Raw genomic sequence first — 15,229 nt, 5'->3', positions numbered from 1 at the left:
CGGGCGCGACTAGAACGGGTTTCAGCCCAAAACGGGCATTGCGTCGACTCAAATGCACCGGTTTTCAAGACCGGTGCATAGCACTGCTCGAGTACCCTGTTTAACGATTTTTAATTTCGCCACTACCCTGTAGCTTGTAAGCAGCAAGCAAGATAACGGTATAAATTGAGCTTATGAGTACGCAGTTATGGGTGGCCTCTGAAATACTCAGAAACGCGCTATCTCCTCCGCCGTCAGTTCGCGCCACTCGCCCGGGGCGAGTTCGTCGGGCAGCGCGATCGGCCCGATCGATTGACGATGAAGCGACACCACGCGGTTGCCGAGCGCGGCGAACATCCGCTTGACCTGGTGATAGCGCCCCTCGGTGATCACAAGCGATGCCCGCGTCGGGCTCAGAAATTCGAGTGTCGCCGGTGCGGTAGGCGTATCGTCGTCATCGAGCAGCACGCCTTCGGCGATTTGCGCAACGGCGCGCTCTGCTGCGGCCCCTTCGACGGGCTCGGCAAGGTCAGCAATGTAAACCTTGGCACAGCGGTGCTTCGGTGAGGTGATGCGGTGAGACCACTGTCCGTCATCGGTCAACAGCAAAAGCCCGGTGGTATCCACATCGAGGCGTCCGACCGGCTGTAGCCGCTCCGCCCTGGGCAGATCGATCAAATCTATCGCGCGCGGGTAGAGCCCGCGCCGTGCGGTGCACTCCACGTCTTCGGGCTTGTGGAGCATCACGTAACGAAGCCCAACGAGCGCCAGCCGTTCACCGCTTAACTCGATGACATCCTGGGCGGTATCGACGTGAATGGATGCCTGCTTGACCGGTTCGCCGTTGAGCGTCACTTCGCCATTTTTGAGCGCGCGCTTGGCCAGGCTTCGCGTGAGTTCGGTGGTTTCACTAAGAAAACGATCCAGACGCATTACTGGCCCAATCCTGGCAAAAGCTCGAAGCGGTCCGCGTCCTGCCAGGCGGGAAACTTCTCACGAAATTCATCGAGGGCGGTTTTATCGAGCGTGCCGGTTTCAATGAAGGCGCTATGCGCGGGCCGGTCAATGAGCGGCTCGCCCTTGAAGTCGACCAGCATCGAATCGCCGCTGTAGGCGAGCCCCTTGGCGTCTTCGCCCACGCGGTTGACGCCGATGACGTAGCTCAGGTTCTCGACGGCCCGCGCCTGAAGCAGCGTGCGCCAGGGACTGCGCCGCGGCGCCGGCCAGTTGGCCACGCACAAAAGCGCGTCGTACTCGAAGTGCTCGCCCTCGCCCGGCTGCTGGCGCGACCAGACTGGAAAGCGCAGGTCGTAGCAGACGCTGAGCAGGATTTTGAAGCCCTTGAGTTCGACGAGTTTGCGCTCGCGGCCCATACCGTAACGCTCGTGCTCGCCGGCCATGCGAAACAGATGGCGCTTGTCGTAATAGTCGATCTTGCCGTCCGGAGTGGCCCAGATCATGCGGTTGTAGTACTCACCGTCATCGACGATTGCCACGCTCCCGGTGATCACGCAGTCGCGCGCCTTCGCCTGGTCCAAGAGCCAGGCCACGCTCTCGCTCTGCGCCATGGGCTGGGCCATGTCTCGGGAGTTCATGGTAAAGCCGGTGGCAAACATTTCCGGCAGCACGATCAGGTCGGTATCGCGGCCGTCGAGCTCGCCAAGTAGCGTTTGAAGATGCGTGTGATTGGCCCTGGGGTCTTCCCAGCGCAGGTCGCACTGCACCAGGCTCGTTTTCAACTCGGCCATACCGGGTCTCCTTGTTGCTCTACCGATGAATGATGACATTGTGTGCTAGATTAGCATTTTTTGATGATGAGGCCGTCATGCTATCGCCCCCTACTCGCGACCCGGAAGCCGTCAAGGGCGTTACCTTTGGACTGACCGCCTATGTGATGTGGGGCTGTTTTCCGCTCTATTTCGCACTGTTTAGCGGCGTGCCCGCTTTTGAGGTGCTGCTTCACCGCATCGTCTGGTCCTGCGTGTTTTTGATCGCGGTGATCACGCTGCTCAAGCGCTGGGCGCCGGTGACGAGTGCATTGAGAGCGCCCAGGCGGCTGGGGCGGGTATTGATCTGCGCGGTGCTGATCGGCGCCAACTGGGGGCTCTATATCTACGCGGTGGAAAGCCACCAGGTGCTTCAGGCGAGCCTTGGCTATTTTTTGACGCCGCTAATCAACGTCGCCCTCGGGGTGATCGTGCTGCGTGAAACGATGGTCAAAACGCAACTCGCCGCCCTCGGGCTTGCGAGCATCGCGATCGTCATTCAGCTCGTCACGCTTGGCGAGCTGCCCTGGATTAGTCTGATGCTGGCACTGAGTTTCGGAAGCTACGGGCTCTTTCGCAAGCAGGTGCCTTTGGACGGCCTTTCGGGGCTGTTCGTCGAAACGCTATTGCTGTTGCCACTGGCACTGCTCGCGCTGGCCTGGCTCAGCGCCCAGGGCGCCTCGCATTTCCTAATGGATGCGCCGACCAGCGCGCTTTTGATCAGCTGTGGTGTCGCAACGGCGCTTCCGCTTTTGGCCTTTGCTGGCGCCGCCCGACGGCTGCGCCTGTCGACCATCGGCTTTTTGATGTACATCAACCCGAGCATGCAGTTTCTGATTGCGTTGACCGTGTTCGACGAGCCGCTCGGCACCATCCAACTCATCACGTTCATCATGATCTGGCTGGGGCTTGCGCTCTACTCGTGGTCCTCCTGGCAGTCACGTCCGCGCGCCGGCGCTTAGCGAGGCAAGCGCCGGGGGCCTGAGCTTCTCGCCTTGCTCGCGCTCGATGCGTTCGGGCGGGTAGCCCACGCGAAAACCACCCCAATGTTTGCCGTTGATGAAAATCGGCACCGACAGATCGTGCATGATCTCGCCGGTGTCGCGCCGGTACGTTTGCAGCAGAAGTGGCTGGGTGTGCGCGCCGCAGCGCTTTCCCGTCGGGTCGTCGAAAATTCGCTTGCTGCGGCAATACTTCAGATCGTGGGCCGGGTCGCCGGTGGGCGCGCGGCTCACCGCCGCGTTATGAGTGGGTACGTATCCCTGACGGTCGCAGGCGATGGCGTAGTTCACCCCCAGCGACATCAGCAGCGGCTCCTGAAGCGTGGGTAGATGCGCATCGGTGAAGGCATCGAAACCGGTTCGATAAAGCGGTGGGTCGGTATTCGCCACGGGCTGATAATTCTGGGCAAACAGCGCCTCTTGAGTGAGTTCGCCGCGGGCGATCGCTTTTTCAAACAGGGCCTGGATGCGATCGGCACTTTCGCGCGCGGCGGCGAAAACCGTTTGATGGCGGCCGTGCAGGCGCTGCTGAGCAAGTTCACCATCCACGCCTTCGGCGGCGGCCATGAGCTCTCGCGCCTGAACCGCCAGGTCGTGCATGTCGCGATTGCCCTCGTCTACATCGCGCTCGAGCTGGGAGAGCGTTCGGGTCACCGTCTCGCTGTGAGACTTCGTATTCTCCATTGCCTTTGCCACCCCGCCGATCTCCTCACCGACATCATCGAATTCGCGGGTCGTGTCATCAAGCCCAGCCCCGACCGCCTGCATGCCTCTGGAGCGCTCGCGAACCCGTACCATCAGTTCGTTCATGGTCGACATGACGCGTTGACCGCTCTGGTGCATGTCACGCACCAGCTCGTCGACCCGCTGAGTCGCTTCAGAGCTTTTCTGTGCCAGACTTCGTACTTCGCCGGCCACCACGGCAAAGCCACGGCCGTGCTCACCGGCGCGGGCCGCCTCGATCGACGCATTGAGCGAAAGAAGATGTGTTTGCTCGGAAATGGCTTCGATCATCGACGTCACGCTGCGCACTCGCTCGATTCTATCGTTGAGTGCGGCCAGCTCATCGAGGGCCTCGACGGATTGCTTCGCCACGTCGTTCATGTCGTCCACGATCGCCGTTAGGCTCGACTGATGATGATGGCTTGCATGGCGTGCCTTTTCGGCGAGCTCGGCGACCCGCGTCGCACTGGCGCTGACCTGTAGAATCGTCGCGTTGATCGACGCCATGCTCGATGCCGCCTTGCTTGCCATGCGCTCCTGATTGACAAGCCGCTGATCCATCAGATCGGCGGTGTGCGACACCTGTGCCGAGGCGATCGCCGTGCTGCTGGCTCGCCCCATCAACCGGTAGGCCATCGCCTTGAGCGAGGCGTAGTCGGCAAGCGGCTTGAAGTGCCCCGCGCGGGCCGCCCCCTGATCCCGCGAGTCGTACACACGCTGTAAAAAAGCGGCGAGCGCCAGCGCGCCTGCCAGCACGCCTGGAAGCTGGGCAAGATAGCCAAAATGCCCCCCAAGCGTCACCAGCCAAAAAGCAAGCATTAAAAGCACAGCTGGCATCAGCCATCGGAGTAAAAACATAAAATTCCCTTTTCAACATGATTATTATGGTTATAAAGGTGGCGTCTATTAAAACGTGTGGCAGTACTTTTTACTGACAGTGCACCCTCGAAAAGCCTGGTACTTGCCACCGAGATTACCCCGTAATGCGCGGTCTGAAAGTAGCACTTTGGGAGAATGGCGCTCTTTTTTTATCGATAAGCTCTAAGGTTAGATCGAACGCGCTACTATAGAGGCGTAATGCAACGTTTCAGAGGCCGACTCCTTTTTTATGCTCAAGCGTTACTTCCCCATCCTTACCTGGCTGCCCCACTACCACCGGGGGCTTTTTAGCGCGGACCTTCTGGCCGGACTCATCGTGACGGTCATGGTGATTCCGCAATCACTCGCCTACGCGCTGCTGGCGGGCCTGCCTGCGGTGGTGGGGCTCTACGCCAGTATTCTGCCGCAGCTTTTCTATACCTTGATGGGCACCAGCCGCACGCTGGCGGTCGGGCCAGTGGCGATCATCGCGCTGATGACCGGCGCGGCGCTGAGCGCAGTCGCCGAGCCCGGCTCCGCAATGTACCTGGAGGCGGCGCTGGTGCTGTCGCTACTTTCCGGGCTGATACTCGTGGGTATGGGCATCGCCCGCATGGGCTTTTTTAGCAACTTTTTGAGCCATCCGGTGATTTCCGGCTTTTTGACCGCCTCGGGCATTTTGATCGCCGCCAGTCAGCTTGGAAGCCTGCTGGGCATCCAGAGCAGCGGCTTCACCCTCGTCGAGCGCGTCGTAACGCTTGCGCCCAACCTGATGTCCATCAATGTTTTCACGGTCGTGATCGGCGTGGGCACGCTGCTCTTTTTGGTCGGCATGCGTCGATTTGGCAAACGGGCGTTTGCGAAGATTGGCGTTCCAGCGGGGCTTGCGGATCTTCTGACCAAAGCGGGGCCGGTATTCGCAGTGATCGTGACTACGATCGTCTGCTGGCATTGGGATCTGGCGTCACAAGGTGTGGCCGTGGTCGGCGACGTACCCGGCGGCCTTCCCGCGTTCAGCTTTCCGCTAAGCGACATTACGCTGTGGAAGGCGCTGTTTATTCCCGCACTACTGATCAGCCTGGTGGGCTTTGTAGAGTCGGTCTCGATGGGACAGATGCTCGCCGCCAAACGGCGCCAGCGCATTTCACCCAATCAGGAGCTGGTGGGTTTGGGTGCGGCGAACCTGGCCGCTGGGGTGACCAGCGGCATGCCGGTGACCGGTGGGCTCTCGCGCACGGTAATCAATTTCGATGCCGGCGCGCAAACGCCCGCGGCCGGCGCTTTTACTGCCCTCGGCATTGCGCTGGTCACGCTGGCGTTCACCGGCTGGCTGTTTTATCTCCCTATCGCGACGCTGTCCGCGACCATCACGGTGTCGATTTTGACCCTCGTGGACATCCCCATGTTGCTTCAGACCTGGCGCTACTCCCGCAGTGACTTTGCCGCCATGGCGCTCACCATCGTGCTGACGCTGGTGGAAGGCGTCGAGGCGGGGATTATCGGCGGCGTAACGCTCTCGCTTGCGCTGTTTCTCTACCGTACCAGCCGGCCGCACAGTGCGCTGGTCGGGCGGGTGCCGGACACCGAGCACTTCCGCAATATCCAGCGCCACGATGTGCAGGCGCCGAAGAGCGCCGCGCTCTTGCGTATCGACGAAAGCCTCTATTTCGCCAACGCGCGCTACCTGGAAGATACCGTCTACAATCTGGTGGCCAGCCGCCCGGAAATTGAGCACGTGGTGTTGATCTGCTCGGCAGTCAACCTGATCGACGCCTCGGCACTCGAAAGTCTGGATGCGATCAACGCACGTCTAAAAGACTCAAACGTGAAGCTCCACCTTTCCGAAGTAAAGGGGCCGGTCATGGACCGGCTCAAGCAGAGCGACTTTCTGGATGCGCTCACCGGACGGGTGTTTTTGAGTACCTACACCGCTTGGCGCGAATTTTACTGATCGCTCCCAAACCGCGCATAGTGCGCTAAGCTTGCGTCCAGAGCTTTTCACTAACGTTCGTTTGAATGCATCATGAAAAGCGCGAGATCGAAAGGACGCGGGAGCGGCAATGCCAACGGAGTGGATCAAACGCGAGGGAGACACGCTCACTCTCAAGGGGGAGTGGACGCTCGAGCATTACATGGCGCTTAAAAAGGCGCTCGACGACCTTGGTCAAAAGCCCGAACCCGAGGTAAAGCTCGAGGGCTTTGATCGCATTGATACTGCCGGCGCGGCGCTATTGGTCGATCTTCTAGGCGTCGAGCGCGCCGTTCAGGTCGATGAGTGGGCAAGCGATTTACCCGACTCGCAGCGCGCGCTGATCATGCGTATTGCCAGCGCCATGGACGTTTCGCTGACCCTGGAGACCGACACGCCGAATCGGCTGGTGTCGATGCTCGCCGGCATCGGCGAGAAGGTCGAGGCGCTTTATCGTCAGCAGCGCGAGCTTTTAGGCTTTATCGGGCTGGTGCTGGCAACGGCGCTGCCGGTGATGGTCAATCCGCGGCGCTGGCGGGTAACGGCGACCGTCGCCCATGTTCAGCAAAGTGGTTTGAACGCCGTGCCCATCGTCATGCTGCTCACCTTCATGGTGGGTGCAGTGGTCGCCTTTTTAGGCGCAACGGTGCTGCAGAGCTTCGGCGCGACCGTCTATACCATCAATCTGGTAGCGTTCTCGTTTCTGCGCGAATTCGGCGTGCTCCTGGCCGCCATTCTGCTGGCCGGGCGCACGGCCAGCGCCTTTACCGCCCAGCTTGGCGCAATGAAATCCAACGAGGAGATCGATGCGCTCAAGGCGCTGGGACTCGACCCGATCGAGCTTCTGGTGCTGCCGCGCATTCTGGCGATGCTGGTGAGTCTGCCGCTTCTGGCGTTCATCGGCATGCTCAGCGGTCTGCTCGGCGGTGCGGTGGTCTGTGCGGTGTCGCTCGATATACCGTTCTATCAGTTCATGAGTACGCTGCAGGAGAGCGTCTCGCTCAATCATTTACTCGTCGGGCTCGTAAAGGCGCCGGTGTTCGCCTTCATCATCGCGGTCATTGGCTGTCTCGAGGGGTTCAAGGTCGCCGGGAGCGCCCAGTCGGTCGGCGCTCACACCACCTCGAGCGTGGTGCAGTCGATCTTCATGGTGATTTTGATCGACGCGCTGGCCGCGCTCTTTTTCATGGAGATGGGCTGGTGAGTCGCGACGATGGCACGACCGCAAAAAGCACAGAAGCTGGTCGCGAGCCGGTCATCCGCGTTCAGGGGTTGGTCAACCGGTTCGGCGATCACACCGTGCACGAGCATCTCGATTTGACCGTCGAAAAAGGCGAGATTCTCGGTGTCGTGGGTGGCTCGGGCACCGGCAAGTCGGTGCTGCTTCGAAGCATCGTTGGTTTGCAGCGTCCTAACGAAGGCACCATCGAGGTGCTGGGGACGGATCTCTCGACGCTGGACAATGAGGCGCGCAGCCGGGTCGAGCGTCGCTTCGGCGTGCTGTTTCAGCAGGGGGCGCTGTTTAGCTCGCTGAACCTGCAGGAGAACATCGCCCTGCCGCTGATCGAGCACAGCGGCTTGCCGCGCGAGGAGGCCGAATATCTGGCGCGCATCAAGCTCTCGCTGGTGGGGCTTTCACCAGAGGGCGCACGCAAGTCGCCGGAATCGCTCTCCGGCGGCATGATCAAGCGGGCGGCGCTGGCCCGCGCGCTGGCACTGGACCCGGATATCCTGTTTCTGGACGAGCCCACCGCAGGGCTCGACCCCATCGGCGCCGCCGCTTTCGATCAGCTGATCAAGACGCTGCGCGATGCGCTCGGTTTCAGCGTGTTTCTGGTGACCCACGACCTGGACACGCTCCATGCGGCCTGCGACCGGGTCGCGGTGCTGTCGCAAAAGCGCGTGCTGGTGGCGGATACGTTGGAAAACGTTGCCCAAACCGACGACGAGTGGGTTCAGGAGTACTTCAACGGCCCGCGGGGTCGCGCCGCCGCTTCCTCTTTCGATCAGGAGTGACACGCTCATGGAAACCCGTGCGCATCACGTTTTAATTGGCCTTTTTACCCTGCTGACCGCGGCCGGCGCGCTCGTGTTCGCGCTCTGGATGAGCCAGGCCGCCGGTGAACAGGAGTATCGGCCCTACCGCATTCTGTTCGACAGAAGCGTCAGCGGGCTATCCGAAGGGAGCTCGGTGCAATACAACGGCATTGAGGTCGGCGAGGTCACCCATATGGCGCTCGACCCGACCGACCCGCGCCAGGTAGTGGTGTCGATTCGCGTCGAAAGGGAGACGCCGATCAAGATCGATACCCGCGCCAAGCTCTCGATTCCCAGCATCACCGGCAGCATGTCGGTACAGCTTGAAGGCGGCGCGCCGGAAAGTCCGCTTTTGTACGCGCAGTCCGATGATGCGGTGCCGTTCATCCAGGCGGATCCTTCGCCCATTGCCACGTTCATGGAGCAGGGTGAGGAGATGATCGACAACGTCAACGCCATTCTCGAGAACGTGAACCGGTTGTTCAACGACGAGAGCCGCGAGCAGGCGGGCAACATTCTGACCGATATTGCCGAGATCACTGACATGATCGCGTCCCAGCGCGCCGCGCTCGACGAGAACATGGCGCTGTTTGGCGATACGTCCCGCCAGGCTACCGCCACACTTGAACGCATCGAGGTGCTCAGCGACGAGACCACCCGGCTTTTGCGCGAGGATGGCCAGCAGGTAATGGCGAGCGCGGCCAGCGCCAGCCAGGACGTTGCCCGGGCCGCTCAGCGCATCGAGCAGCTGGTCGACGACAACGCCGCCGCGGTCGAAAGTACCCTTGCCAGCACTCAGGACGTCGCCCCGGCGCTGTCAGCGCTGCGCTCGACGCTGACCACGCTTGACCGTATCACCCGCGATCTCGAAGAGAACCCGACCGACTTTTTACTGGGTCGTGACCAAATAGAGGAGTTTCGCCCATGAAGATTCGCGCAGGCCTTGGCCTTTTCGCGGCCGCGCTGCTGGCGGGCTGCTCGGTGCTGCCGGAAAGCGAACCGGCCACGCTCTACCGCCTGCCGGTCGCCGCCAGTCAAACCCCGGCGAACAACCCCTTGCTCGGCGATAAGCGCCTGGGCGTCGCCGCCCCGGAAGCGGGGCATCTGTTCAGCGGCAACCGCATCGTGGTCTATCCGGATCGCAACGTGGTCAACGTTTACGAAGGAGCGCGCTGGCACGAAGACGCTCCAGCGCTGATACAAACCCGCCTGATCGATGCGCTTTCGCAAAGCGGTCTGTTCGAAGGTGTTAGCGTCGACCGGCTGCCGTCGGATCTGCTGCTGGTGAGCGAGCTCAGGCACTTTCAAAGCGAGTATGACCGCACACCGCCGATGGCGCGCATCCAGCTCGACGTTCAGCTCGTCGATGGAAAGCGACAGCCGATCGCCAACGAAACCCTGATCGCTAGCGCCCGCGCGGCAAGCGTCGAAATTCCCGATGTCGTCGACGCCTTTGGCGAGGCCAGCGACCGCTTGAGCGCTGCGCTCGTCGAGTGGCTCGCCAACCTTTCAAGCGACGCGCTCGAATCCGAGCGCCTGAATTGAAACGTCAAAGCGCCCGCGGGTTTTTGGGGTAAAAGCGTTCGGGCTGGCGCTCGAGGTGGGAAAAAAACCGGGTGTCCTTATAGGGCATTTTCATGAAGCCGGAGACCCCCAACCCGTCGATCAAATTGACCGCGTCGAGTATCCGATCCAGTAGCGCTGTAAAGGCGTGCTCCTGGTCCGGGTCGAGCAGCCGGTAGTAGCTGTGAATCTTCAGGTGTCGCGGATGGGCCTCGAAGATGATCATGCCGGTGTGGTGGATCTCGTTGAGCCGTTTGAGCAGCGCCATGATGGTCTCAGGCAGCGCCAAAAGCTCTTCCGGATCGGGGCCGTCCTCGAAGTAGCTGTGCTGGCGGGTGCGGTTCTCCTCCGGCGTGGCGCTTTGCTCGAAGCGAATACGGGTGTCTGGCTGGCGCTCAAAAGGCTCAGCTTCGCTCGCCCGCTCCAGATGCAGCGTCTGGCGGGCGTCGAACAGGCAGCTTTTGAACACCCCCTGACGATGAATGGCGCGGGCCAGGTGTACCATGTTGTTGACTGCCTGAGTGAACGCCGGGCGTTTGGCCGGGTCGTGCAGGTTCAAGGAGGAGTCGATATAGACCCCGTCGGCTTCCCAGCGAATGGCGAGCCCCCCCACGACCGGGTATCTGCCCAGCCGGCTCACTGAGGCGAGAAACGCCTTTTCGGTCTCCCCCATCCCCTGCATGAACTGCTTGTAGTAGCGGTCGAGCTGCACGTCATTGACGTCATCCAGCGCCGGCTCGACGTTGGCTTCGCGCAGAAACGCCTTGCGCGAGCTGTATACCACGGTATCGATCTCGGCGCCGCCCGGGCGTGCCCAGACCGGAATCAGCGCCACGGCGGGCTTTTCAGGCAGATCCACCATCACCGTGCGCGCCATGGCGGGCATGCGCGCGAGAAAGTAGTCGCCGGCCTGGCGGCGCGTAGCGGGGTCCGGGTCGAGCATGGCGTCGAGCGTGCGGGCGAACTCGACGGGAAGGCCCAGCGAGCTTGCCGGAATGGCGCGGTGGCCGAATCGGCAGGACTGAGCCGAGGCGAGTGCGTAGAGCGTGCCGGCCACGCCCTGCTCATCAAAACGCGGTGACGACAGCGCTCCGCCCAGCTGCTCCTCGCCAATGAAATAGACGTCGCCCAGGCGCGCGTTGGTGTGCTGGAGATGATTGGACATCAGCTCCATGACGTTGCTGCCGACCGGCTGCAGATCGCTATCCAACTGGGCGAAGACCGATGACCCCCAGTCGATCAGCGCCACGGTCTCACGAGCGGCGTCATACACCAGGTTCGAGGGTTTGATGTCGCCATGCACTAGCGGACGGCCGTGGGGGCCGGTCTCCTGACGCAGCGCCAGCAGAATATCGGCGAGCTGCGCGGCGATGTTGACGACCAGCCGGGGCGATAGCCGCCCGTAGCGCAGCGAAATCTCCTCCAGATTCAGGCCCGGCGCCCGCTCCATGACCAGAATCGACTGGCCGCGAATGCGCTGATAGCTGATCAGCCGCGGTATGCGCGGATGATCAATTTGATCGAGCATGAACGCCTCCTCCTCGAGGCGCTCCTGCAGATGCGTGGGTAGGGTGATACGCGAGAATTTGAACACGTAATGGCGGAGGGTGGCGCCCTGCTCGGCGCGGCCGGCAAAGACGAAGCCGTAGGCGCCCTTGCCGATCAGCTCGATCGCCTCGAACCCGAGCTGGCCGAGCTCGGCCTGGCAAAGCGCTACCCAGTCCTTGAGCTTTCGCGCATCCCGATGGTTGAGAAGATAAACCGACTGCTCTTCGGGAATGTAGAACTGCTGTAGCGCCTTGGGCATCGCTCCCTCGTCGGGCTTTTGCGGTCAGTGGCTAGCGTAGATGCAAAAGCATCGACTCCGGCGCCTCCAAAAAGCCTTTCCAGGCATTACAAAAGCGCGCAATGGTGCCGCCATCGATGAAGCGGTGATCGCCTGCCCAGGTCACCGTCATGATCGCCCGGCGCTCGACCGTCCCCGCTGCATCGAAACGCGGCAGCCACTGGCTTTTGCCGATGGCGACGATCGCCGCCTCCGGGGCGTTGATGATCGGCGCGGCGTAGGTGCCGCCAAGCGCACCGATGTTCGAGACGGTGATCGTGCCGCCCTTGAGATCCGCCTGATCGACGCGCCCTTCTCGCGCCGCTTGGGTCAGCCGGCCAATCTCCCGGGCAAGCTCCATCAGCGTGAGCGCCTCGACCCCTTTGACGTTGGGCACCATCAGCCCCGCCTTGCCATCCACCGCCATGCCAATATTACAGTGGGCGGCGTAGTGAAGGGTGTCTGCCGCCTCATTAAGCCGGGCGTTGACCAGCGGCTCGGACGCGATCGCCAGCGCCATCGCTTTCATGAAAAACGGCATCAGGGTCAGCCGCTCGCCGCCTGCCTCGACCGCAGGCTTGAGCCGCTCGCGAAGCGCCAGAAGCTCGGTGACGTCGATCTCTTCGCCGTAGTGAAAGTGGGGAATGGTGCTGACCGAATACACCATGCGCTTGGCCATCGCGGCACGCATTCCGCGAAGTGGCTCGGTGCGCTCGCCAGAAGTGTTCTCGGCTGGCACCTGGTTCTTATCGCTGCTTACGCCGTTCAGATGCGCCAGCACGTCTTCTTTCAGCACCCGGCCGTCCTTACCGCTGCCCTTGATCTCGTCGAGCTTGAGATCGTGCTCGCGCACTAGCCGACGCACAGCCGGGCTCGCCGGCGTTTTGCTATGGCGCTGTTGAGGCGAAGCATCCGGCGCCTTTTGGGTATCAGTATTGGAGACGGATGAAGCTTCCGGCGCTGTCGGTCGTGACGCCGGCTGTTCACTCGGGGATGCCTCGACCTTGCTCTCGTTCGCTGCGCCAGCGCTCTCCTCATCGGGTTCAGCGTCATCGGCCTGGTAGGCGTAGAGCGGCGCGTGCACCTTGGCGATCTGGCCTTTTTGCACGTAAAGCCTGGTGACCACGCCCGCCTCGGCGGCGGTGATCTCGACCAGCGCCTTGTCGGTCATCACCTCGACGACCGGCTGGTCCTCTTCGAGCCGGTCGCCCTCCTGGACGCGCCACTCGACCACTTCACACTCCACGATCCCTTCGCCGATGTCCGGCAGTACAAAATCACTCATGGTGTCTCTCCCGGATTAGAAATCGACGCTTTCACGGATCGCCTCGAAGATCTTGAGGTGATCCGGCAGATACTCTTTTTCGAGCACCAGCGGAAACGGCGTGTCCAGCCCGGTCACGCGGCGAATGGGGGATTCCAGGTAGAGAAAGCAGCGCTCGGCCACGGTGGCGGCGATCTCGCCGGCAAACCCGCCGGTCAACGGCGCCTCGTGGCTAATCACCAGCCGCCCGGTCTTTAGCACCGACTCGACTACGGCGTCGCTATCCCAGGGCGCCAGCGTGCGAAGATCGATCACTTCGCAGTCGATGCCCTGCTCCTCGGCAAGCTCGGCGGCCTTGTGAATCACCTCCATCTGCGCGCCCCAACCGACCAGCGTGATGTCGCCGCCTTCGCGGGTGATCTCCGCCTGTCCGAGGGGGAGCTGGTAGTCCTCTTCCGGTACCTCGCCGGTGGCGGCGCGGTAAAGGCGTTTGGGCTCGAGAAACAGCACCGGGTCCGGGTCACGGATCGCGGCGAGCAGAAGCCCCTTGGCCTGGTAGGGGTTTCGCGGCACCACCACCTTGAGCCCCGGCGTATGGGTGAAATAGGCTTCCGGCGACTGCGAGTGGTAGAGCCCGCCGGCGATGCCACCGCCGTAGGGCGTTCGGATGGTCAAACCGCCGACGTTGAAAAGATCGCCGGAGCGGTAGCGAAACTTGGCGGTTTCGTTAACGATCTGATCGAACGCCGGAAAGATGTAGTCGGCGAACTGGATCTCGGCCACCGGCACCGAGCCCTGCGCGGCCAGGCCGTTGGCGAAGCCGATGATGCCCTGCTCGACCAGCGGCGTATTAAAGCAGCGCGCCTTGCCGTACTTCTCCTGAAGATGGCTGGTGGCGCGGAAAACGCCGCCAAACACGCCCACGTCCTCGCCAAAGCAGATGACCTTGTCATCCTCGGCCATGGCGATATCCAGCGCCCCGTTGATCGCCTGAAGCAGATTCATTTTAGCCATGGCTACACTTCCTCATCCGTGGACGCGGCGGGCGCGATGTCCAGATCCAGCGATTTGGCGCCTTTCGGGTAGGCCTCCGGGTAGCGGCGGATATGGCGCTTGAGCCCGTCGAGCTGGCGCGTAAGCTCCGGGGTCACCTCGGCGTAAACGTCGGTAATCAGGGAGTCCAGCGGCGGCGCGGCACGCTTCTCGGCGCGCTTCAGGGTCTCCAGCACCTCGCGGCGCAGCGACTCCTCGAGCTCGCTCTGCTCATCGTCGCTCCACCACCCCTGGTGGGTAAGCCACTTTCTAAAGCGCAGCACCGGGTCCTTGAGCCGCCAGGTCTCCTCTTCGCTCTTGGCGCGGTAGCCCGACGGGTCGTCTGACGAAGAGTGGGCCGCGAGACGATAGGACATCGCCTCGATCAGCACCGGTTTGTTCTGTTCGACGGCGATGACGCGCGCCTGGCGGGTCGCCTCGAACACCGCCAGCGCGTCGTTGCCATCCACCCGAATGACGTGCATGCGATAGCCCATCGCCCGTGGGGCGATACCGTCGGCGGCGAACTGTTCGACCGCGGGCGTCGAGATGGCGTAGCCGTTGTTACGGCAAAAAAAGATGACCGGTACCTGGTGGACCGACGCCATGTTGAGCGCGGCGTGAAAGTCGCCTTCCGAGGCCGCGCCTTCGCCAAAAAAGGTCAGCGTGCAGAGGCCGTCACCGGCGAGTTTCTGGCCGTAGGCGTAGCCCGTAGCCTGGGGGATTTGGGTTGCCAGAGGCGATGAAATGGTCATGTAGTGCAGCTTGCGCGAGCCGTAGTGCACCGGCATCTGCCGGCCCTTGCCGTAGTCCAGCTCATTGCCGAACAGCTGGTTCATGAACTCATCGATGGTGAAGCCGCGATACATCAGCGCGCCCTGCTCGCGGTACTGCGCCATGATCATGTCGCGCTCATCGAGGGCAGCGGTGGCACCGACGATGGCGGCCTCCTCACCGGTACACTGCATGTAAAAGCTCAGCCGGCCCTGACGCTGGGCGGCGAGCATCCGCTCGTCGAGAAGCCTGGTGGCGAGCATCGCCTTGTACAAGCGCCGAGCGTGGTCGCGCTCGAGCGCCGGGGCCGTGGCACCGTCATAAAGCGTCCCTTCCGGGTCGAGCAGGCCAAAGGTCGGGATGGAAAACTCGTCGCCGGTCATGAAACTCGGCTGGTGATCGAAGCGTGTCATTTTTTATCCTTGTATGCCCCTTTTG

General features: G+C 62.0%; 13 protein-coding genes. 6 read left to right on the top strand and 7 right to left on the bottom strand.

The genetic code is table 11. The annotated features are described in order from the left end of the window. Positions 1 to 207: 207 nt before the first annotated feature. Both RN347_RS07710 and RN347_RS07705 read right to left on the bottom strand, forming a co-directional pair. A complete protein-coding gene (locus RN347_RS07710) occupies positions 208 to 912 on the bottom strand; it encodes a pseudouridine synthase (RefSeq protein WP_311960737.1) in 705 nt (234 codons plus the stop codon). Continuing rightward, the gene (locus RN347_RS07705) at positions 912 to 1,727 is read right to left on the bottom strand and encodes an amidohydrolase (protein WP_311960736.1); all 816 of its coding nucleotides are present in this window, start codon (positions 1,725 to 1,727) and stop codon (positions 912 to 914) included. The genes RN347_RS07710 and RN347_RS07705 overlap by 1 nt, the downstream gene beginning before the upstream one ends. Before the next feature lie 77 nt (positions 1,728 to 1,804). Here RN347_RS07705 and rarD point away from each other — a divergent pair, with 77 nt between their 5' ends. Next, positions 1,805 to 2,707 (top strand): EamA family transporter RarD, encoded by a 903-nt coding sequence (gene rarD, locus RN347_RS07700; protein WP_311960735.1) that lies wholly within the window; start codon positions 1,805 to 1,807, stop codon positions 2,705 to 2,707. Here rarD and RN347_RS07695 read toward each other — a convergent pair. Then, on the bottom strand, positions 2,684 to 4,327 hold the full coding sequence (locus RN347_RS07695) for a methyl-accepting chemotaxis protein (protein ID WP_409365775.1): 1,644 nt from the start codon (positions 4,325 to 4,327) through the stop codon (positions 2,684 to 2,686). The two genes, rarD and RN347_RS07695, sit on opposite strands and share 24 nt — an antisense overlap. Positions 4,328 to 4,577: 250 nt before the next feature. Between RN347_RS07695 and RN347_RS07690 the strand changes: the two genes are divergently transcribed. The 5 genes from RN347_RS07690 (at position 4,578) to RN347_RS07670 (ending at position 9,878) form a co-directional block, all read left to right on the top strand. Continuing rightward, positions 4,578 to 6,278: a sulfate permease gene (locus RN347_RS07690; protein ID WP_311960733.1), complete on the top strand. Its 1,701-nt coding sequence runs from the start codon at positions 4,578 to 4,580 to the stop codon at positions 6,276 to 6,278. A 109-nt stretch (positions 6,279 to 6,387) separates the two neighbouring features. Next, positions 6,388 to 7,500 (top strand): ABC transporter permease, encoded by a 1,113-nt coding sequence (locus RN347_RS07685; protein ID WP_263584216.1) that lies wholly within the window; start codon positions 6,388 to 6,390, stop codon positions 7,498 to 7,500. Then, positions 7,497 to 8,312 (top strand): ATP-binding cassette domain-containing protein, encoded by an 816-nt coding sequence (locus RN347_RS07680; RefSeq protein ID WP_311960732.1) that lies wholly within the window; start codon positions 7,497 to 7,499, stop codon positions 8,310 to 8,312. Before RN347_RS07685 ends, RN347_RS07680 begins: the two co-directional genes overlap by 4 nt. 7 nt (positions 8,313 to 8,319) lie before the next feature. Continuing rightward, positions 8,320 to 9,261: an MlaD family protein gene (locus tag RN347_RS07675; protein WP_311960731.1), complete on the top strand. Its 942-nt coding sequence runs from the start codon at positions 8,320 to 8,322 to the stop codon at positions 9,259 to 9,261. Beyond that, positions 9,258 to 9,878: an ABC-type transport auxiliary lipoprotein family protein gene (locus RN347_RS07670; protein ID WP_311960730.1), complete on the top strand. Its 621-nt coding sequence runs from the start codon at positions 9,258 to 9,260 to the stop codon at positions 9,876 to 9,878. Before RN347_RS07675 ends, RN347_RS07670 begins: the two co-directional genes overlap by 4 nt. Positions 9,879 to 9,882: 4 nt before the next feature. Here the strand turns inward: RN347_RS07670 and RN347_RS07665 are convergent, their stop codons facing one another. Genes RN347_RS07665 through RN347_RS07650 form a run of 4 tightly spaced genes read right to left on the bottom strand, consistent with a single transcriptional unit; the run spans position 9,883 to position 15,204 of the window. After that, positions 9,883 to 11,703, bottom strand: a complete 1,821-nt coding sequence (locus RN347_RS07665; RefSeq protein ID WP_311960729.1) for a protein kinase domain-containing protein — start codon at positions 11,701 to 11,703, stop codon at positions 9,883 to 9,885. A gap of 31 nt (positions 11,704 to 11,734) precedes the next feature. Then, positions 11,735 to 13,006, bottom strand: coding sequence for a 2-oxo acid dehydrogenase subunit E2 (locus RN347_RS07660; RefSeq protein WP_311960728.1), 1,272 nt, complete (start codon positions 13,004 to 13,006; stop codon positions 11,735 to 11,737). Between the two features lie 15 nt (positions 13,007 to 13,021). Then, positions 13,022 to 13,999 carry an alpha-ketoacid dehydrogenase subunit beta gene (locus tag RN347_RS07655; RefSeq protein ID WP_263584222.1) on the bottom strand — a complete coding sequence of 326 codons (978 nt, stop codon included), beginning with the start codon at positions 13,997 to 13,999 and terminating at the stop codon, positions 13,022 to 13,024. Between the two features lie 2 nt (positions 14,000 to 14,001). Then, a complete protein-coding gene (locus tag RN347_RS07650; protein WP_263584223.1) occupies positions 14,002 to 15,204 on the bottom strand; it encodes a thiamine pyrophosphate-dependent dehydrogenase E1 component subunit alpha in 1,203 nt (400 codons plus the stop codon). Between the last annotated feature and the right edge of the window lie 25 nt (positions 15,205 to 15,229).

It is taken from the genome of Halomonas sp. PAMB 3264, assembly GCF_031954245.1.
Lineage (GTDB): Bacteria > Pseudomonadota > Gammaproteobacteria > Pseudomonadales > Halomonadaceae > Vreelandella.
This window is presented reverse-complemented; position numbering and strand designations above follow the sequence as displayed.